Source organism: Streptomyces sp. NPDC055749 (assembly GCF_053617235.1).
The window spans coordinates 71,861-89,779 of the sequence record NZ_JBSHFH010000005.1; the positions used below are offsets into that span (position 1 = coordinate 71,861).

The following is a 17,919-nucleotide window of genomic DNA, read 5'->3' on the forward strand; positions in this document are numbered from 1 at the left end:
AACGGAGAACCGCGATGCGGAAGATACTCATAGTCGGAGCCGGCCAGTCCGGGCTCCAGCTCGCCCTCGGACTGCAGTCGAGCGGGTACGAAGTCACCCTCATGTCCAACCGCACGGCCGACGAGATCCGGACCGGCCGTGTCATGTCGACGCAGTGCATGTTCGACACCGCGCTCCAGCACGAGCGCGACCTCCAGGTCAACTTCTGGGAGACGCAGGCCCCGCGCATCGAGGGCCTCGGTGTCTCGGTCGCCGCGCCCGACTCCTCGCGTGCCATCGACTGGGTCGGCAAGCTGGACGGCTACGCCCAGTCCGTCGACCAGCGCGTGAAGATGGCCGGCTGGATGGAGACCTTCGCGCAGCGCGGCGGTCAGCTCGTCATCCACGGCGCCGCCGTATCCGACCTGGACTACTTCTCCCGCACCTACGACCTGGTGATGGTCTCGGCGGGCAAGGGCGAGCTGGTCTCCATGTTCGGCCGGGACGCCTCGCGTTCTCCGTTCGACGCCCCGCAGCGCGCCCTGGCCGTGGCCTATGTGCACGGCATGGGACCGCGTCCCGAGCACCCCGAGTTCGACGCGGTCCGCTGCAACCTGGTCCCGGGCGTCGGCGAGCTCTTCGTCATGCCGACCCTGACCACGTCCGGCCGCGCGGACATCCTGTTCTGGGAGGGCGTCCCGGGCGGTCCCCTCGACGCCTTCCAGGGCATCAAGGACCCCTCCGAGCACCTCGCCAAGACGCTGGAGCTCATGGAGAAGTTCACTCCGTGGGAGTACGCCCGGGCCACCAAGGTCGAACTGACCGACGCCAACGGCACGCTGGCGGGCCGTTACGCCCCCACCGTCCGCAAGCCGATCGGCCGGCTTCCCGGCGGCGGCCTGGTCCTCGGTGTCGCGGACGTCGTCGTCGCCAACGACCCGATCACGGGCCAGGGCTCCAACTCGGCGTCCAAGTGCGCGAACGCCTACCTGGAGTCGATCATCGAGCACGGCGACCGGGAGTTCGACGCGGACTGGATGCAGTCCACGTTCGACCGCTACTGGGACACCGCGCAGCACGTCGTGAAGTGGACGAACGCGATGCTGGGCGTCCCGCCGGAGCACGTGCTGAACCTGATCGGTGCCGCCGGTCAGCTCCAGCCGGTCGCCGACCGCTTCGCCAACGGCTTCAACGACCCGGCGGACTTCGACAACTTCTTCTTCGAGCCCGACCGGACGAACGCGTACCTCGCCGAGGTCTCGCGTTCCGTGGCCGGCTGACCCGCGACCGGGCTGTCACGTCGTTCAGGTCGACGCGACAGCCCGGTGGTCCGGTGCGGGGATGCTACCGGGCGGGGGCGGTCTCGGCCCCGTACCCCGTGTCGTCGCCCTCCGTGGCGTCCTGCGGCAGTACCGGTGGTGTGTACGTGCTCAGCGGCTCGGCGCCCGGATCCGGGCGTACCGCGCCCAGCAGCGGGTTCGAGGCGATCGGTGAGACCTTCACCGAGGCTCCGGGCCGCGGTGCCTGCACCACCATGCCGTTGCCGATGTAGAGCGCCACATGGGTCGCCTTCGGGAAGTAGATCACCAGGTCCCCGGGGCGCAGCGAACCGATCGGCACCTTGGGCAGCTGCCGCCACTGCTCCTGCGAGGTCCGCGGAATGGTCCGGCCCGCCGTCGACCAGGCCGTCGAGGTGAGTCCGGAGCAGTCGAACGACGCCGGTCCCTCGGCGCCCCACACATACGGTTTGCCGATCTGGCGGACCGCGTACCGCACGGCGTCTCCGCCCTGCTCGGACGGTGGCCGCGTCGAGCTGAGGGCGCCGGAGGCGACCAGCTTCTGCTGGGCCGCGTCCGTGCCCTCCTGCTCCAGCCGGGACAGCTCGGCGAGCTGTTCGGCGGAGAGCGAGGCGAGCAGTGCCTCGATGTCCTTGAGCCGGGAGCGTACGAGGTCGCGTTCCTTCTTCTGCCGGGCCGCGAGCGTCTGCTGCTTGTCGAGTGCCGTGCGGGAGCGGGCCGCCAGCAGATCCGCGCTCTTCTCCGCCCCGGCGAGCCGCTCCACCGTCGCCGCCCGGCCCGCCGCCACGCGCTGGATGACGTGGGACTGTTCCAGGGCGCGGGAGGGGTCGCGGGCCAGGAGCAGTTGCATGTACGCGGAGAAGTCGGACCGGCCCTGGTACTGCTCGCGGGCGAGGCGGCCCGCGTCGCCGCGGCCCCGGTCGAGCTCGATCCGTGCCGCCGCCAGAGCGGACCCCAGCTTCTTCGTCTCGGCGGTCCGCTTTTTCAGCTCGTCCGCGGTGCCGTTGTACGTCTCGGCGGCTTCCTCGGCCTGGCGGTAGAGCGTCTGAAGGTCCTTCAGCAGTTGGGTGACGCTCTTGGTGCCGGCGCCCGGCGCTGCGAACGCCTCGTCGGCATCGACGGTCGCGTCGTCCTCGCTCACCGGTGGAGCCGGGCTCGGGTCGACGGGCTCGGCGGTGGCGGGCGAGGCCGAGACGACCGCCGCCAGTACCGCTGTGCAGAGGGCGCGCAGGACTCTGCGGGGCACGACATCACCTCCGATGACGGAGTGGGGGGCCCATCGTGGGATTACCCCACAAATGACCGAATCCTCTCCATTCGGTCACGTGGTGTCAGGTGATGCAAGCACCGCGCGGCGTGGCGGCCTGTCAGACCACCGGGAAGGCGTAGAACGCCCTGCCGCGCTGCACGACGGCCGTCCCGCCCGAGGTCCGGACCCGGTACGGAGCGGGGGCCGTGGCCCCCTTCGGGTCCTTCGCCGGGTCCTGCACCCCGATGTCCTGGAACTTCCACAGCCGCCGCCCGTCGGCCGCCGCGAACGCGGTGACCTGGGTGGGATCCGCGGCGAGCAGCGTCCTTCCGGTGCCGCTGAGGGTGATCGCCGGCGCGTTGCCGCCGAGCGGTACCTCCGTGGAGCGCCGCCAGCGCAGCCGTCCGGTCTCCCGCTCGACGACGCCGACCTCCTGGTTCCGGTTAGTGACGTGGAGCAGTTCCCCGGCCGCCACGGGCGTGCCGAAGACGGACGCCTCGGTGCCGTTCAGCGTCCACAGCGGCTTGCCAGTGGCGGAGTCGAACGCCTGGAGGTCGTCGCCGACGGCCCCGTACAGCTTCCCCTTCTCGTCGCCCGACGCGGCTCCGTCCGGTGTGACCGCGCCGAACTGCCGGGTCCACAGCAGCTTCCCGGTCTTCCGGTCGAAGCAGCGGAACGAGCCCTTGCCCTTCGCGGCCTTGACCTCGGCGGCGGTGAGCGTCACCGCGGCCTGGCGTACGACGAGGTCGGCGGCCCGTACGGCGGTGAGCCGGTAGTCCGGGGTGCCGGGGGAGCGCCCGGCGGGTACGCCGACGCGCCACAGCTCCTTGCGCCGCACGATGTCGTACGCGAAGAAGTACGCCTTGACGACCTGAGTGTCCTTGCCGGGCTTCTTGCCCTTCTTCGGCTTCTTGGCCTTCACGGTGACCGTGTGGGAGCCGGTGAACCAGACGACGGAGTCCGACTGGCCGGTGAGGGCGGCGACCTTGAGCCCCGGTGCGCCGGTGAACCCGGTCGCGTACGCCACGCGGTGGGCGATCTTCCCGTCCTTGGGGGAGAGCCAGAGGAACTCGGCCGGGCCCGCCACGAAGCAGAGGTCCTCGCCCGCGGCCAGCACCTCCTGCCCGCCCGCGGCGCCCGTCTGCTGCCAGACCTTGCGTCCGGTACGGAGGCTGACGGCCGTCGCCGCGTTCTCGCCGCTGAGCACCAGCAGCTTGTCCTGCCAGACCGCGGAGGTCAGGGGCGCGGGCTCGGACGCCGGGTGCGTGTACATCCACCGGGGCTCGGGCGGCAGGCCCGGAACGGTGCGGCGGGGCTCGGGCGCCGGCTTGTTGTCGGCGGAGGGAGCGGAGTCCTCGGACCCGAGGGCGAACACCGCGCCCCCGCCGACGAGGAGTCCGGCGACCCCGGCGGCGGCGACGGTGAGCAGCGCCCGGCGGTCGACCGCGGAGCCGGACGAGGCGGAAGGGGCGGCCGGGGCCGGTGCGGGGGCCTGGACGGGCAGGGGGAGGGGTGCCTGCGGGGCGGCGAACGGCGCGGCGCCCTGCGGGGCCTGCGGGGCCTGCGGCGCGGTGGGCTGCGGATAGGGGTACGGAGCGGGGGCGGGCGGGAGCGCGGTCTGCTCGCGGGGGACGGCCAGTTGTGTGGTCGGCCGGTCGATGTGCGGCGGCCTGTCCCCGATGGCCTTGAACCGGGTGGTCCTGCTGTCCTCGACGGCGGCGTCCCCGCCGCCACCGACCGGCACGGGAGCGCCCGGCGAGGTGTCCGGCACCGCGACGGCTGCCTGCGGGACCGCGTCCTGCGGCTCCTCGGGCGCCGCCTCTTCGGCCGGCTCCTTCAGCCCGCGTGCCCAGGTCTCCTGCTCGGCCACCGCGGCCGACAGCGGTCCGGGGAGCCAGTCGCCCTTGGCCAGGGCCGCCGCTCCCTCCAGCGCCAGGTCGGCCGCGACCGAGCCCGCGGAGGGGCGTGCCGACGGGTCCTTGCTCAGACAGCGGGCGATCAGCTCACGCAACTCGTCGGGTACGGAGTCGAGTTCCGCGTTGCCGTGGGCGATCCGGTCGGCGGCCTCGTCCACCGGGCCGTCCGCGAGCGGGGTCGTGCCGGTCGCCGCGTATGCGAGCAGCAGCCCCAGGACGAAGAGGTCGGACGCCGGACCGGCCTCCTCGCCCCCGACCTGTTCCGGGGTGAGGTAGCCCAGCCGTACGGAGAGCTGACCGCCCGGCTTCGCCTCGGCGGCTGCCGCGGCGCCCAGCGGTCCGAACGCGGTGAGCCGGGGGCCGTCGGCGGCCAGCAGCACCGTCCCCGGGGCGAGACCCTGGAGGACGGCCCCGGTGGCGTGCACCCGGGAAAGGGTCTCGGCGACGCCCGCACCCAGTATCCGCACGGCACGCTCGGGGAGCGGGCCCGCGAGATCGATCGCCTCGGCGAGCGTCAGCGCGGGTACGTACGGCCACGCCGTCCACAGCTCACCGGATTCCGGGGCGGCGAGCGGCGCCTGCACCCATCCGCCGGCCAGCCGCTCCGCCGTGCGCGCCTCCGCCTGGAAGCGGCGCCGGAAAGCGGGCACCGCGGCGAGCGCGGGCCGTGCCGCGCTGACGACGGCGAGTCCGTCGGTTTCCGTGTCCCTGACCACGTACTGCACGGCGCTCGCCGTCTCGCGGAAGCGCGCCAGCACGGTGTACGGGCCGAAGTGACGTGGATCGTCCTGACGCAGCGCCTCCATGGCGCACCCCCCTTGTTCCCGTGCCTCGGCACCAGACCGTCGATCTTAGAGGGTCCAGCACCTGTGGGGTTGCCCGGACACCCGGCCGCCGCCGGGTCTCAGTGCCCGCTGCCGGGCTTCGTCCAGGGCCACTTGAGCGTTCGGCGCTCCCGGCCGCCGGGGGCGTACTCGTACACCCAGCCGCGCGGCAGCCCCAGCCGCTTGGTGTGTCCGGCCGCGATCCGCTCGTACGCGTACACGGTGTGCGGGCCGCCGTCGGCGTCCGGCACCGGGACCTCGTACCACTTGGGGGGATGGCCGGTCGCGCCGACGAGGACAGGCAGGACCCTGCCGTCCAGGGGGCCGCCTCTGAAGAGGGTGTTCTCGCTTCTCACCGGTTCAGTCTGACGCAGCGGGCAGCAGGTGGGCAGCGCCGGCCACCGCCGGGAGCACCAGGTCCGCCAGCCGTCCGGCCGGGCTCTGGGCGGTCTCCAGCGGCAGCAGGTCCGCCACCACGGCGGCCGTCTCCTCGTCCGTCGCTGCGGTCGCCGCGAGCAGCGCGATCAAGTGGTCCACGAGCCAGCCGCGCAGTCCGGGTGCCGGGGGCTGCTTCTCCTCGTCCAGCCATATGAGGGACGCCGCCTCGACGGCGGCGATCCAGGTGCGCACCATCATCCGCAGGCGCGGTCCCGCCGCAGGACCCTGGGCGCCGCCCCTGCCGAGGTGCAGCAGGATCTGCTCGGCCGCCGCCCTGCGGACCCCGTCGACGATCGCCGTCGTACGGGAGGTCTCGGCGACGCTGCCGCCCCGGAGCAGGGCGCTGAACCCGGCGTCGTGCTCGTCCACGAAGGCCAGATACCGGTCCAGGACCCGTGAGAGCCGTTCGGTGGGCGGTCCGACGGCGGGCTCCGTGAAGCAACAGGTCAGGTCGGCCGCGGCCGAGCCGAGCGCCGCCTCGTACAACTGCTGGCGGCCACCGGGGAAGTACCGGTAGACGAGCGGCCGGGAGACTCCGGCGACCGCCGCCACCTCGTCGAGCGAGACCTCGTCGGGGGCCCGGTGCGCGAAGAGGCCGAGCGCCGCGCGCATGATCTGCGCGCGGCGCACCTCGACACCGAGCCTTCGGTACGCGGGGGTCGGCGGTGCTTCAGCGGCGGAGGTCATACCGGGCAGCCTACGGGGGGCCGTTCCGGGCACGCGTTCCCCGCCCGTGGGGAACGCGCTCAGGCCAGCAGGCCCGAGCTCTTCCACAGCCTGCGTCCGACTCCGTTCAGCACACCGATGTCGTCGAAGAAGTCCGTCAGCCGCCTGGCGCCCGACTGCATGACCTCGGCGCGGTGTCCGCTCGCCCGCACCTGGGCGACGGCTTCCCTGCGGTCCAGGCCGACGCGCTCGTACACCTGCGGGTTGACGAAGCAGACGGAGAAGACGCGGGCCGCCTCCCCGCAGCTCACGCGGGTGAGCTCGCGCTCCCAGCGCGGTGCGGTGACCATCTGGCGGCGCAGCTCCTCACGTGCGTAACGGACGTGCCGTGCCTCCTCCACCACATGGATGCGGGTCACGCCGCGCACCAGGGTCTGGACGCGCTCGTCCGGGAAGGTCAGCCGCTGCATCCAGTCGAGGATCTCCTCGCCCAGCAGGGTCGCGGCGAACGAGCCGGGGGTGGTGGAGACGGTCTTCAGGACCCGCGCCAGGTTGTGATAGCGGCGCGGTACGGGGTAGTTGGGGGCGCCGCCCCAGGTGATCATGCGGCCGAACATCAGCGAGTGCCGGCACTCGTCCGCGATCTCGGTGAGGGCGTAGCGGACGTGGTTGCTGGTCACCGGCTTGTCGTAGATGTGCCGGACGAGCAGCTGGATCAGGATGATCTCGAACCAGATGCCGAGCGAGGCGAGCGAGGCCGCCTCGTGCCTGGCCAGGTCCATCCGCTGTTCCTCCGACATCCTCCGCCAGAGCGGGGTGTCGTAGAGGGAGATCAGCTCGGGCGGCCAGAACCACTTGCCGTCCTCGATCGCCGCGTCCCAGTCGAGCTCGGTGTCCGGGTCGAAGGAGTGCTTGGCGGAGGATTCGAGGAGACGCTCGGCGATCTGCTCGCGGTCCCGCAGGGGCCCGAGTGCGTCACGGAGCAACTGCACATCGCGTTCGGTCGCTGTCGGCATGGCTGGGGGCACCTCATACGTGGGTTACCGGCGGTCACTTCTTATGAGACTGCTTGTCAGGAACACCGTCAATCCCTTGCGCACGACTTGTTGACCCGGCGTCTACCACCGTGTGAACCTGCCAACTGACGCCAGTGCCAAGGAACTCGGCGACGCGACCGTGCAAGGCGAAGGAGCCGTCCGTGTCGACACATGACCTCTACACCACCGCCCCCGACGAGCCGACCTGGCAGGTTCCCGCCTCGGGAGCCGCCCGGTTCAGCTGGGACTACGACGACGGCCGGGAACGTCTGCTCGCCCTCTACCAGAAGGGCAAGGACAAGCAGTGGGACGGCAACAAGCGCATCGACTGGAGCCTGGAGGTCGACCCCGCCGACCCGCTCGGCACTCCCGACGAGGCGCTCACGCTCTACGGCACCCCGCACTGGGCGAAGATGACCGAACGCGACCGGGGCGAGCTGCGCAAGCACTACACCTCCTGGCAGTTCAGTCAGTTCCTGCACGGTGAGCAGGGCGCGATGGTCTGCGCGGCACGCATCGTGGAATCGGTCCCCGACCTGGACGCGAAGTTCTACTCCGCCACCCAGACCATGGACGAGGCCCGGCACGCGGAGATCTACGGGCGGTTCCTGCACGAGAAGGTCGGGATGCTCTACCCGATCAACGACAACCTCCAGGGGCTGCTGGGCGACACCCTGCGCGACTCCCGCTGGGACATGCCCTACCTCGGCATGCAGGTCCTCATCGAGGGGCTGGCCCTGGCCGCGTTCGGCATGATCCGCGACACGACCACCAAGCCGCTGCCCAAGCAGATCCTCGCCTACGTCATGCAGGACGAGGCCCGGCACGTGGCCTTCGGGCGGATGGCGCTGCGCGACTACTACAAGCAGCTGAGCGACGCCGAACTGCGTGAGCGCGAGGAGTTCGTCATCGAGGGCTGCTATCTGATGCGCGACCGGCTCAGCGGCGTCGAGGTGCTGGAGAACTTCGGCATCGGCAAGCAGGAGGCCAAGGACCTCTCCGAGCACTCGGAGTACCTCCAGCTCTTCCGCAAGCTCCTCTTCAGCCGCATCGTCCCCTGCGTCAAGGACATCGGCCTGTGGGGCGAACGCCTCCAGAAGGCGTACGTCGACATGGGCGTGTTCGAACTCGGTGACTCCAGCCTGGACCTGCTGATGGCCCAGGACGAGGAGATCGCCGAGCAGCTGGACCGCGACCGCTTCGCCGCGGAGGAGCAGGCCCGGGTGGCGGAGGTCGCGGACGCGATCACGGCGGGCGGGACGGGCTGACCGCCGGGGGCCGCGCGGACGAAATCCGATGTACGCCTCCGGGTGCCGGGCGGGAGGATGCCGCGTATGACGATTCCGCTCGCAGCCACCGCCGGAGAACTCGCCGCTCGCCGCAGTCTCGAAGGGCTCGCGCTCGGCGACGCGTTCGGGGAGCGCTGGTTCCCCCTCTTCCGTGAGCCCCGGCAGGCGTATGACGAGGTCCGTGCCCGTCGTACGCCTCCCGAGCCCGTCTGGAACTGGACCGACGACACCGCCCTCGCCCTGGCCGTGAACCGCGTCCTGGAGGAGTGCGGGCGTGTCGACCAGGACCGGCTCGCCCTGTTCTTCGCCCTCGCCTTCGACGCCGACCAGGCACGTGGGTACGGCCACGGCATGCACATGCTGCTGCCCCAGCTGCTGGACTCACCGGCCGACTGGCGCACCCTGGCACCGCAGTTGTTCGAGGGCGGCAGCCTCGGCAACGGCGCCGCCATGCGGGTCGCGCCGCTCGGCGCGCGCTTCCACGAGGACCTCGGCCTCGCCGCCGAGCAGGCCGCGCTGTCGGCGGCCGTCACCCACGCGCACCCGGACGGGATCGCGGGCGCGGTGGCGGTCGCGGTGGCGGCGGCGCTCTCGGTGCGTGGCGAGTTCACCCTGGCGGCCGCCGCGGACCGTACGCCCGAAGGGCCGGTGCGCGAGGGTCTGCACCGCGCGACGGACGTGCCGTTCGCCACCGAACCGTGCGAGGCGGCCGAACTCCTCGGCAGCGGGCGGCGCATCCGCGCCGACGACACGGTCCCCTTCGCGCTGTGGACCGCCGCCCGCCACCGGGACGACCTGGAAGCGGCGCTGTGGGCGACGGCGGAGGGCTTCGGCGACGTCGACACGACCTGCGCCATCACGGGTGGCGTCGTCGCGGCGGCCACCGGGATCGACGGCGTGCCGGAGGAATGGCGCCGGCGCCGCGAGCCGTTGGGCTGAATCCGGCTGACACCGGCATCGTCGAAAGCGCGTTCGCCGAGGTGACGTACCGTGAGCGCATGACCATGCCGCCTCAGCCGCCGCAGGGCCCGTACGGGCCGCCTCAGCCTCAGCCCCAGCCTCCGCAGAACCCGTACGGCCAGCAGCCCTACGGCTACCCGCAGCAGCCCCAGTACCCGGCACATCCCCAGGGGCAGCAGGGTGCGTGGGGGCAGCCGGGCATACCCGGGCAGCCCGGGATGCAGCCGGGGATGGGCGGGTGGCCGGCGCAGCCGCCGCCGCGCAGGAAGCGCACAGGGCTGATCATCGGGATCGTGGCCGGCTCGCTGGTGGTCGCGGGCGGCATCGCCTTCGGCGTCGCCCAGTTGGTCGACCGGGGGGCGAACGCCGCGTTCCCCGAGGCCGAGTACGAGCTCGTGGTTCCCAAGAAGGTGCTGGACGGGGAGTTCACCCTCGACCAGGACCTGTCCGAGACCGAGGGCAAGGAGATCGAGGACACCCCCGACCCCAGCATCAGGGACGGGAAGGCCGTCGTAGCGCAGTACACCGCGGACGCGACCAGTGCCCTCGTGCTCTCCGGCATGCACGGGCGGCTCGCCACCCCCGGCTACATGCGCGGCAAGATCATGGAGGGGGCGGCGGAGGCGGAGGGCTCGAAGATCGTCGTGCCCGCCAAGGAGTTCGAGCCCAAGGGTTACGGCATCACCATCGAGTGCCAGGTCGTGCAGTCGAAGGAGGCCGGCATGACGACCAACATCCCCATGTGCGCCTGGGGCGACGACAATACGGCCGCCATGGTCGCCGTGGTCAGGCCGGCGGACGTGGTGAAGGACGCCAAGTCCATCGACCTGGCCAAGGTCGCCGAGGAGACGGCCAAGGTCCGCTCCGAGACGCGCAAGCCGATCGGCTGATCAGCTTCCGGCAGGTTCGACGGTGGTCCCGGCGGCCGGTGCCGGGAAGCGCTTCCGGAGCGTGAACGCCTCGTCGGTGGGGCCGTGTTCACGCAGGTGGAGCAGGCGCTTCTCGGCATCCGCCACCGTGGGGCGGATGCCCGCCGGTACCCACCACAGCACGGTCATCGCCTCCTCCACAGGGGCGAACCACTCGCGGCGCCTGGCCATCAGCTCGCGGTGCCGGCCCGCGTACATGAACGTGGTCAGCGCGTCCGCGTCCCGCCACACGGACATGTTGACGATCAGCCAGGCGTCCCCGAAGACGGCGACGTCCGTGGCGTTTCCGGAGTCCGATTCGAGGCGCCAGACGAATCCGTCGGCCGCGTCCGCCACCGCGTTCACCGGGTCGAGGCCGTCCATGAAGTCCTTGAGCTCCGGGGAGTCCAGCGGGAACTTCAGCCTGGCTATGTTCACTTGGGCCAGTTCATGGCTGGATCTTTCCGTATTGGGTGCGTCTGTGGAGTCCATGTCGGCACAGTAGGCAACGCGTTCTCGACCGCGCGGGCCATTCCGAGAAGCGAGACATCCGCCCCGCGCCCGGCCACCAGTTGCAGACCGACCGGGCAGCCGTCCGGGGTGAACCCGGCCGGCACGCTGGCCGCCGGATGCCCGCTGAGGTTGAACGCCCAGGTCGTCGCGGTCGAGAAGACCTCGCCGGGGCCCTCGTGCCCGTGCGGCCGGTTGGGGGTGGCCGGGGTGAGCAGGAGCGGCGTACGGGCGAAGAAGGCGTCCAGCCTGCGGTCGTTCTCCGCGCGGAGGGCCGCGGCTGCCGGGGACGGCGCCCCGCCGCGTATCTCCTGCCACGCCCGTGCCGGGTCGAGCAGTCCGCAGCCGCCGGCACCCAGCCGTACGACCCCGGCCGCGGCCAGCCGCTCCACCGCTCCCCGGACCACCGCCGCCACCTCCGGGTCCACCTGTGCGTACCCGAGATCCTCGCTGTAGACGGCGGGCACCGGCAGCCGGGGAACCGATGGCTCGTAACCGTCCAGAACATGGCGCAGATACGTCTCCGCCCGCGCCGCCGAGCGGGCCAGCACCCCGGCCGCCGCGAGCCCGGAACGGTCCGGCGACGGCAGCAGCCCGTTCGTCGTCTTCAGCCCGAACACCCCGCACCAGGCGGCCGGGATGCGTACGGAACCTGCCCCGTCGCTGCCGGTCGCCAGCTCCACCAGACCCGCCGCGACAGCCACGGCCGAGCCCGCCGAGGAACCACCGGGGGTCCGGTCCGCCCGCCACGGGTTGACCGTACGTCCGTGGGAGCCCTGCCCCCAGGTCTGCCAGACGGTGCCGGGGCCCGGTACCGAGGTGGCGCCGACGGGGACCGCGCCGGCCGCGATCAGCCGGCGGGCCGCGAAGGAGCGGATACCGGAGCGCCCCTTCACCGCGAACGGCAGCCCGGCCAGCGGGAGCCGGGCGGCGCCGGGCACACGGGCGAGCGCCTCCTCGTGCCACACCTCGACGAACGCGCACAACCGCGGGTCGAGGAGGTCGATCCGGGCCAGTGCGGCCACCACCGCCGATGCTTCGTCCATCGCACCAGTCTCGCCGACCTAGGGCCTGTCGTTCGGATCAGGCCGGGCTCGCGGGGTCTGGCACGCGCATCTGCGGCGTTGTCGTCAATCATCATGGCTCCGCCATGCCTCAATCCTCCGCCTTGCAGCTGCACGCACCAGACCCCGCTCCCTGATCCGGCCTGATCCGAACGACAGGCCCTAGTCGTCGAGCGCCGCCTCCATCACGGCCCGCGCGATCGGCGCCGCGCTGCCGCCGCCGCTGATGTCGGCCCGGTTCGCGGCGGCGTCCTCGACGACCACGGCGACCGCGACGGCGGGCCGGCCCGAGTTCTCCTCCTGGGCCCAGGAGATGAACCAGGCGTACGGCGTACCGGAGTTGTCGATTCCGTGCTGGGCGGTGCCGGTCTTGCCGCCGACGGTCACCCCGTCGATCGCGGCGTTCGTCCCCGTACCGTTCTCCACCACGTCGACCATCATCCGTTGCAGCTGCATGGCCGTCGTGGGGTTCATCGCCTGGTGGTACGAGCGCGAGCCCTGCTGCTGGACCGTGTCCCCGTCGTCGGTGGTCGTCCGGTCCACGAGGTGCGGAGATCTGAGGTCGCCGCCGTTCGCCACCGCCGATGCGACCATCGCCATCTGGAGCGGGGTGGCCGTGGTGTCGAACTGCCCGATCGAGGACAGGGCCAGCTGGTCGTCGCTCATCTCCGTGTCGAAGTTGCTCTTCGCCACACCGGAGGGGATCTTCAGCCCGCTGTCGTTGAAGCCGAACTTCGCCACCGCGTCCAGCATTCCGTCGAGCCCGACCTCCACCCCCAGATGGGCCATCACGGTGTTGCAGGAGACCCGGATCGCCTCGGCGAGCGGGGCCTTGCCGCAGCCGCTCGCCTCGTTGGGCAGGACGGTCGAGGTGCCGGGCAGCACATAGGGCGAAGGGGTGTCCGTCGGCTCGTCCGGATCGGTCACCACGCCGGCGTCCAGTGCCGCGGCGGCCGTCACGATCTTGAAGGTGGAGCCCGGCGGATAGGTCTGGCGGATGGCCCGGTTGAGCATCGGCTGACTCTTCGACGTGGTGAGCCGGGCCCAGGCGTCGGTGACCGCCGAACCCGTACCGGAGAGCCGCTCGGGGTCGTACGAGGGCGCCGAGACCAGGGCCAGGATCTTGCCGGTGGACGGTTCGACGGCGGCCACCGCGCCCCGGCGCCCGCCGAGCCCGTCGTACGCGGCGCGCTGCATCGAGTCCTTGATGGTGGTGACGACGTTCCCGCCGGGCTGCCGGCTGCGGGTGACTTCGTTCCACAGAGGGAGCGGAGCGAGCAGCGAGTCGGTGCCGGACAGGATGTCGTCCTCGGCGTTCTCGAGGAGGGTGGTGCCGTAGGTCTGCGAGGCGTATCCGGTCACCGGTGCGTACAGCGGGCCGTGCTTGTAGGTGCGCTCGTAGGCCAGTTGTTCGCCGGTGTCCTTGGAGCCGGTGACCGACTCGTCGCCGACCAGGATGTTCCCGCGCGGCTGGTCGTAACGGGCGATCGTGGAACGCCGGTTGGCGGGGTTGTCGTCCAGCTCGTCGGCCTCGAAGAGCTGGATCCGGGCGGCATTCACCAGCAGGGCCACGAGCAGCAGCAGGCAGAAGGCGGCGGCCCGCCGGATGTAGCGGATCACTGTTCGTCCTCCATGACCGGCGCGATGACTCCCGTCTCCGCGTGATCGGGGTGCGGGGTGCGGGCCACGTCGCTGACCCGGATCAGCAGCGCCACGATGATCCAGTTGGTGACGACGGACGAACCGCCCTGTGCCAGGAAGGGCATGGCCATGCCCGTCAGCGGGATCAGCCCCATCACCCCGCCCGCGATCACGAAGACCTGGAGGGCGAGGATCGAGGCGAGACCGATCGAGAGCAGGCGTCCGAACGGGTCGCGCAGGGCGAGGCCCGCGCGGTATCCCCTGGCTACCAGCAGCGCGTAGAGCAGGAAGACGGCGGTCAGTCCGGCCAGGCCGAGTTCCTCGCCCGCCGTCGCCAGGATGAAGTCCGACTTGGCGGCGAAGCCGATGAGGATGGACTGGCCGAGGCCGAGTCCGGCGCCGAGCATCCCGCCCGCGGCGAACGCGAACAGCGACTGGGCCAGCTGGCTCGGTCCCTGGCCCGCGTCGATGGAGGCGAACGGGTCGAGCCAGTCCTCCACCCTGCTGTGCACATGGGGTTCGAACGAGCCGACGACGAACGCGCCGACGGCGGCGAGCACCATGCCCACGGCGATCCAGCCGGTCCGGCCGGTCGCCACGTACAGCATGATCACGAAGAGCCCGAAGAAGAGGAGCGAGGTGCCCAGGTCGCGTTCGAGGACCAGGACGCCGACGCTGAGCAGCCAGATCGCCACGATCGGACCGAGGACCCGGCCGGTGGGGAGCTGGAGTTTCCAGAACTTCCGGCCGGTGTAGGCGAGGGCGTTGCGGTTGGCGGCGAGATACGCGGCGAAGAAGACCGCGAGCAGGATCTTGGCGAACTCGCCGGGCTGGAAGGAGAATCCGCCGACCCTGATCCAGATCTTGGCGCCGTTCACCGCGGGGAAGAAGATCGGCACGATCATCAGCACCAGCGCCGCGGCGACCGAGAGGTACGCGTACCGCTGGAGCACCCGGTGGTCGCGGAGGAAGACGACGACGCCGATGAAGAGCGCGACGCCGAGCGTGGACCAGATCAGCTGCGTGGGGGCGGCCTGGTCCTTGGGGGTCTCCAGGTCGAGCCGGTAGATCAGCACCAGACCGAGACCGTTGAGCAGGACGGCGATCGGGAGCAGCAGCGGATCGGCGTACGGGGCGCGGAAGCGGACGGCGAGATGGGCGACGAGGGCGAGCAGGCCCAGCCCCGCGCCGTAGCCGGCGACATCGGGCGGTACGGCGCCGTTCCTGGCGAGTCCGACGTCGGCGTAGCCGTAGACGGAGATGAGGACGGCCCCGACGAGGAGGCAGAGCTCGACCCCGCGCCGCTTGGGCAGGCGTAGCTCGGGCGGGGGAGCGTCCGCCCTCGTTGCGGTCATGCCACGCAACGTAGCAAGAGGTGGGACTTATTTCCCTTATGTCATAGCGCGCCTGTCCCGGGGGACGGTACGGGACAGACGCGCTCGACGGTGCGGGACGGTCAGCACCAGCGCGGGGCCGTACCGATGTTCGCGATGTAACGGGCCGAGCCCCAGGCCCAGGTGCCGTTGGTGAGGAGATACCAGCGGTTGTTGCCGTCGACGTTGCTGCCGGTGGTCTTGCAGAAGATGTGGACCACTGCGCCGTACGGGACCTGGCCGACGATCCGGCTGCTCCGGGTGGGGCGGTCGCGCAGCAGCAGTCCGGACTGGGCGGTGACGCGGCCGAGGTACTTGCCGTGGACCGCCTTGGCGGCGGCGGCCTCGGCGGCCTCGGGGGAGTCGTGGTCCCCGGCGGCGGCGGGAGCCGCGGCCTCCGTGCGCGGCGCGGCGGGCGGCGCGGCGGGTCCGGCGGCGAGGGCCGGGGTGGCGGCGGCGAGGGCCGCCAGGGTGCCGGTGGCGATGCAGAGACCTATGCGGCGGATTCCCGGACGGCGGGAGTGAGCGGACATGCTGCCTCCAAGGGGAAGAAGTGGGGGTGAGGGGGCCGTGGGACACGGCCCTCGCCTCGCCTGCTTCACACTAGGTTCGCCACTTAGAGGCTGCAACGCGTCGCTATCCGTCACTTTCGCCTGGTTCGCTCTCTCTTGGGCCGGTCGGCGGTGCTGTGGCTGCCCGGGACCCTCCGCCGTCCCCCGGCCCCTCGTCGAGTGCCACGTACTCCGGCAGAGTGAGCCGGGCCTCCGCCCCGCCCTCCGGAGAGTTGCGGAAGACCAGCGAGGCGCCGATGGCCTCCGACTGCCCGACGGCGATCGTGAGCCCGAGGCCGTGTCCCTTGCCGCCGCTCTCCGTACGGAAACGCTGCGGCCCGCCGGTCACCAGATACTCCGGGAAGCCGGGGCCGTGATCCCGTACGGTCACCACCGCGCCGTCGACCGTCAGGACCACCGGCGGCTCCCCGTGCCTGTGCGCGTTGGCGACCAGATTCCCGAGAACGCGCTCCAGCCGGCGCCGGTCGGTCTCCACCCGCACGGGACCCTCGCCCACGTTCCGGATCGCGGTGTCCGTGCCGGACGCCCGCACCACCCGTTCGGCGATCGGCGCCAGGTCGTGCACGGCCAGGTCGACGTGTTCCGTACGGGCGTCGAGCCGGGAGATCTCCAGCAGATCCTCCGTCAGCGCCCGCATCGTGGTGACCCGTTCCCGCACCATCTCGGACGGCCGCCCGGCGGGCAGCAGCTCGGCGGCGGCCGACAGGCCCGTCAGCGGGGTGCGCAGCTCGTGCGCCACATCGGCGGTGAACCGCTGCTCGGTCTGCAGTTTGCGCTGGAGCGTCGACGCCATGGTGTCCAGGGCCCCGGCGACGATCGCCACCTCGTCCCGGGTGCGTGCCGGGCCGGCCGCCCGGGGGTCCGCGACCCGGGCGTCGAGATCGCCCGCGCTGATCCGGCGCGCCACCCTCGCGGTCTGGTGGAGGCGCCGGGTGACCCGGGTGACGGCGAACGCGCCCACCAGCAGCGTCGCGCCGATCGCCAGCAGGGAGGAGCCGACGATCGCCCGGTCGAGGCCGCGCAGGGTGCGCGCGCTCTGGCTGTGGTCGATCCGGGTCGCGAGCGCGCCGCTCTCGGCCGGGCCCGCCGCCCACATCGCCGGGTGACCGCCGTCGTCGGCGACGAGCGTGCCCTGCTCGCCGCCGGTGGCGAGGGCGCGCAACCGTTCCGGGAGACCGGGCGGGTCGACCCCCGCGCCGGGAGGCAGCGCCTCGCCCGCCTCGTACGCCCGCGTCACCTCGTCCAGCCGGGACAGGGCCTTCTCGCGGGCCTGGCCGACGACCTGGCGGCTGACGGCGGTGTGCACGAGGACGCCGAGCAGCGCGGCGAGCGTGCAGCACATCACGGTGAGGAAGACCGCGGACTTCCAGGTGAGGGTCGCGGTCCAGGCGGGCGCGCGGAGTCTGCGCCGCTTCATGGCCGCGCTGTCGCGGTGGGGCGAGGCACACGCAGGATCTCGTCCCGGGTGGGCAGCATCGCGCGCTGCCGCTCGTCCCAGGACCAGGCCGTGCGGTACTCGTACCCGGTGATCGCCGAAGGGGCCCGCACGATCAGATCGCGGCCCGCGAGCTCCACGCTGATCACCGCGTCGGACGTGGACATGATCCGGGTCAGCACGCCCCGGTCCTGCGTGTAGACCCGCACGGTGAGCTGGCGGCCAGGCATCCGGATGGCGAGCACCATCTCGTCCCCGCCGTCGGCGGTCAGATCGCGGAAGTAGGGCTTCAGCACGGGGCAGGCGCCGGGCTCGGTGCGGCACTCCTCGATGCGCCGGACCGTCTGCGCGGGAAGTTCGTCGGTGCCGCTCGACCGGTCGGGGCGGGCCTTCAGTCCGGCCTGCGCCACCGCCACGGGGTCCAGCCGGCGCACGTCACCGCCCGGGACCAGGATGCCGGGGATACGGGCGGTCTCGCCCTCCCCGTAGTCGTACGGGGCGGCGGAGGCCGGGGGCAGCTGCGGCCACAGCCGGGCGGGGCCGATGGCGGTCGGGGCCGTACCCGCGCTCTTGAGGCCGCCGCCTTCGTCGCAGCCCGTCAGCAGCGCGGCCCCGGCGGCGACGGCGGATGCCACGGCCAGGGCACGGTACGGGCGCACGCCGGTCCTCTTCTCTCCGCCGGTCCTGGGGCTAGGTACGGACCCCGGGGGAGGGGCCCGCCTCCCCGACCATAAGCAGAAGCCCGGCCGCAGGCAGAAGA

Annotated in this window: 16 protein-coding genes; 4 read left to right on the plus strand and 12 right to left on the minus strand. The window is 72.0% G+C overall.

Annotated elements, in window-relative coordinates; all coding sequences use genetic code 11:
* Window positions 1-14: 14 nt before the first annotated feature.
* The gene (locus ACWGO0_RS05445) at window positions 15-1,259 is read left to right on the plus strand and encodes a styrene monooxygenase/indole monooxygenase family protein (RefSeq protein ID WP_453528324.1); all 1,245 of its coding nucleotides are present in this window, start codon (window positions 15-17) and stop codon (window positions 1,257-1,259) included.
* A 64-nt stretch (window positions 1,260-1,323) separates the two neighbouring features.
* Here the strand turns inward: ACWGO0_RS05445 and ACWGO0_RS05450 are convergent, their stop codons facing one another.
* The 5 genes from ACWGO0_RS05450 to ACWGO0_RS05470 all read right to left on the minus strand — a co-directional run bounded on the left by ACWGO0_RS05450 (window position 1,324) and on the right by ACWGO0_RS05470 (window position 7,386).
* Entirely contained in the window at window positions 1,324-2,523 is a 1,200-nt protein-coding gene (locus ACWGO0_RS05450; RefSeq protein ID WP_453528327.1) for an NlpC/P60 family protein, read from the minus strand.
* A gap of 121 nt (window positions 2,524-2,644) precedes the next feature.
* Window positions 2,645-5,248, minus strand: coding sequence for an outer membrane protein assembly factor BamB family protein (locus ACWGO0_RS05455; RefSeq protein ID WP_453528330.1), 2,604 nt, complete (start codon window positions 5,246-5,248; stop codon window positions 2,645-2,647).
* A gap of 98 nt (window positions 5,249-5,346) precedes the next feature.
* Window positions 5,347-5,622 carry a hypothetical protein gene (locus tag ACWGO0_RS05460; RefSeq protein ID WP_453528333.1) on the minus strand — a complete coding sequence of 92 codons (276 nt, stop codon included), beginning with the start codon at window positions 5,620-5,622 and terminating at the stop codon, window positions 5,347-5,349.
* Between the two features lie 4 nt (window positions 5,623-5,626).
* Complete coding sequence (locus tag ACWGO0_RS05465) at window positions 5,627-6,391, minus strand: TetR/AcrR family transcriptional regulator (protein WP_453528336.1); 765 nt, start codon at window positions 6,389-6,391, stop codon at window positions 5,627-5,629.
* A 59-nt stretch (window positions 6,392-6,450) separates the two neighbouring features.
* Window positions 6,451-7,386 (minus strand): AurF N-oxygenase family protein, encoded by a 936-nt coding sequence (locus ACWGO0_RS05470; protein ID WP_453528339.1) that lies wholly within the window; start codon window positions 7,384-7,386, stop codon window positions 6,451-6,453.
* 182 nt (window positions 7,387-7,568) lie between these two features.
* Here ACWGO0_RS05470 and ACWGO0_RS05475 point away from each other — a divergent pair, with 182 nt between their 5' ends.
* The 3 genes from ACWGO0_RS05475 (at window position 7,569) to ACWGO0_RS05485 (ending at window position 10,546) form a co-directional block, all read left to right on the plus strand.
* A complete protein-coding gene (locus ACWGO0_RS05475) occupies window positions 7,569-8,675 on the plus strand; it encodes a ferritin-like domain-containing protein (RefSeq protein ID WP_453528342.1) in 1,107 nt (368 codons plus the stop codon).
* Between the two features lie 66 nt (window positions 8,676-8,741).
* Window positions 8,742-9,635, plus strand: a complete 894-nt coding sequence (locus tag ACWGO0_RS05480; protein ID WP_453528345.1) for an ADP-ribosylglycohydrolase family protein — start codon at window positions 8,742-8,744, stop codon at window positions 9,633-9,635.
* Window positions 9,636-9,694: 59 nt separating this feature from the next.
* Entirely contained in the window at window positions 9,695-10,546 is an 852-nt protein-coding gene (locus ACWGO0_RS05485) for a hypothetical protein (protein WP_453528348.1), read from the plus strand.
* On the opposite strand, the gene ACWGO0_RS05490 is transcribed toward ACWGO0_RS05485, so the two are convergent.
* From ACWGO0_RS05490 to ACWGO0_RS05520, 7 genes are all read right to left on the minus strand, one after another.
* Window positions 10,547-11,056, minus strand: a complete 510-nt coding sequence (locus ACWGO0_RS05490; RefSeq protein WP_453528351.1) for a DUF3291 domain-containing protein — start codon at window positions 11,054-11,056, stop codon at window positions 10,547-10,549. It abuts the gene before it with no gap.
* On the minus strand, window positions 10,999-12,120 hold the full coding sequence (locus tag ACWGO0_RS05495; protein WP_453528354.1) for an amidase family protein: 1,122 nt from the start codon (window positions 12,118-12,120) through the stop codon (window positions 10,999-11,001). Before ACWGO0_RS05495 ends, ACWGO0_RS05490 begins: the two co-directional genes overlap by 58 nt.
* Window positions 12,121-12,300: 180 nt before the next feature.
* Window positions 12,301-13,758, minus strand: a complete 1,458-nt coding sequence (locus tag ACWGO0_RS05500; protein ID WP_453528357.1) for a peptidoglycan D,D-transpeptidase FtsI family protein — start codon at window positions 13,756-13,758, stop codon at window positions 12,301-12,303.
* Entirely contained in the window at window positions 13,755-15,134 is a 1,380-nt protein-coding gene (locus tag ACWGO0_RS05505) for an FtsW/RodA/SpoVE family cell cycle protein (protein ID WP_453528360.1), read from the minus strand. Before ACWGO0_RS05505 ends, ACWGO0_RS05500 begins: the two co-directional genes overlap by 4 nt.
* A 101-nt stretch (window positions 15,135-15,235) precedes the next feature.
* The gene (locus tag ACWGO0_RS05510; RefSeq protein ID WP_453528363.1) at window positions 15,236-15,685 is read right to left on the minus strand and encodes an SH3 domain-containing protein; all 450 of its coding nucleotides are present in this window, start codon (window positions 15,683-15,685) and stop codon (window positions 15,236-15,238) included.
* 103 nt (window positions 15,686-15,788) lie between these two features.
* Window positions 15,789-17,141, minus strand: coding sequence for an ATP-binding protein (locus ACWGO0_RS05515; RefSeq protein ID WP_453528366.1), 1,353 nt, complete (start codon window positions 17,139-17,141; stop codon window positions 15,789-15,791).
* Entirely contained in the window at window positions 17,138-17,818 is a 681-nt protein-coding gene (locus tag ACWGO0_RS05520; protein ID WP_453528369.1) for a hypothetical protein, read from the minus strand. The genes ACWGO0_RS05515 and ACWGO0_RS05520 overlap by 4 nt, the downstream gene beginning before the upstream one ends.
* Between the last annotated feature and the right edge of the window lie 101 nt (window positions 17,819-17,919).

What these genes read in the sequence shown, in the direction of transcription:
- ACWGO0_RS05445 (WP_453528324.1), top strand. Translation starts at nt 15, where the DNA reads ATGCGGAAGATACTCATAGTCGGAGCCGGCCAGTCCGGGCTCCAGCTC.
- ACWGO0_RS05455 (WP_453528330.1), bottom strand. Translation starts at nt 5,248, where the DNA reads ATGGAGGCGCTGCGTCAGGACGATCCACGTCACTTCGGCCCGTACACC.
- ACWGO0_RS05465 (WP_453528336.1), bottom strand. Translation starts at nt 6,391, where the DNA reads ATGACCTCCGCCGCTGAAGCACCGCCGACCCCCGCGTACCGAAGGCTC.
- ACWGO0_RS05470 (WP_453528339.1), bottom strand. Translation starts at nt 7,386, where the DNA reads ATGCCGACAGCGACCGAACGCGATGTGCAGTTGCTCCGTGACGCACTC.
- ACWGO0_RS05480 (WP_453528345.1), top strand. Translation starts at nt 8,742, where the DNA reads ATGACGATTCCGCTCGCAGCCACCGCCGGAGAACTCGCCGCTCGCCGC.
- ACWGO0_RS05485 (WP_453528348.1), top strand. Translation starts at nt 9,695, where the DNA reads ATGACCATGCCGCCTCAGCCGCCGCAGGGCCCGTACGGGCCGCCTCAG.
- ACWGO0_RS05490 (WP_453528351.1), bottom strand. Translation starts at nt 11,056, where the DNA reads ATGGACTCCACAGACGCACCCAATACGGAAAGATCCAGCCATGAACTG.
- ACWGO0_RS05495 (WP_453528354.1), bottom strand. Translation starts at nt 12,120, where the DNA reads ATGGACGAAGCATCGGCGGTGGTGGCCGCACTGGCCCGGATCGACCTC.
- ACWGO0_RS05505 (WP_453528360.1), bottom strand. Translation starts at nt 15,134, where the DNA reads ATGACCGCAACGAGGGCGGACGCTCCCCCGCCCGAGCTACGCCTGCCC.
- ACWGO0_RS05510 (WP_453528363.1), bottom strand. Translation starts at nt 15,685, where the DNA reads ATGTCCGCTCACTCCCGCCGTCCGGGAATCCGCCGCATAGGTCTCTGC.
- ACWGO0_RS05515 (WP_453528366.1), bottom strand. Translation starts at nt 17,141, where the DNA reads ATGAAGCGGCGCAGACTCCGCGCGCCCGCCTGGACCGCGACCCTCACC.